General features: G+C 67.6%; 1 protein-coding gene. It reads left to right on the top strand.

Annotated features, from left to right (window positions below):
• The coding region (locus LPA54_RS34430) for an MFS transporter (RefSeq protein ID WP_368857883.1) at window positions 1-675 on the top strand (675 nt) is incomplete at both ends.

The following is a 675-nucleotide window of genomic DNA, read 5'->3' as shown; positions in this document are numbered from 1 at the left end:
ACGTCAACGTGCCCTTCGGCCTGGTCACCATGGTCGTCGTCGCCCTGGTGCTGAAACTGCCCAAGCCGACGGGCCGGCGCCGCTTCGACGTGCTCGGCACGCTGCTGCTGACCGCCGCCTCCACCTGCCTGGTCCTGCTGACCAGCTGGGGCGGCACCGAGTACGCCTGGACCTCCACGCGGATCATGGAGCTGATCGCCCTCGGTGTCGCGTCCCTGGTCGGCTTCGTGTTCTGGCAGACCCGGGCCGCCGAGCCGGTGGTGCCGCTGCACATCTTCCGCAGCCTCAACTTCACGCTGATGTCCGTCATCGGCTTCATCGTGGGCTTCGTGATGTTCGGCGCGACGCTCTTCCTGCCGCTGTACCAGCAGTCCGTGCAGGGCGCCTCGGCCACCAACTCCGGCCTGCTGCTCCTGCCGATGCTCGGCGCGATGCTGGTCACCTCGATGGTCGCGGGCCGGGTGACCACGAACACCGGCCGCTACAAGGTCTTCCCGGTGGTCGGCAGCGCCCTGCTGGTCCTCGGGCTGTATCTGCTGTCCACGATGGACACCGGGACCTCCCGCCTCACCTCAGGCGTCTTCATGGCCGTGGTCGGTCTCGGCATGGGCTGCCTGATGCAGATCACCATGCTGGTCGCGCAGAATAGCGTGGAGCTGAAGGACATGGGCGTGG

The sequence above is a fragment of the Streptomyces sp. DH12 genome, assembly GCF_020873895.1.
Taxonomy (GTDB): Bacteria; Actinomycetota; Actinomycetes; order Streptomycetales; family Streptomycetaceae; genus Streptomyces.
Note: the sequence above shows the minus strand (reverse complement) of the source record. Positions and strands in the feature narration are given on the sequence as shown.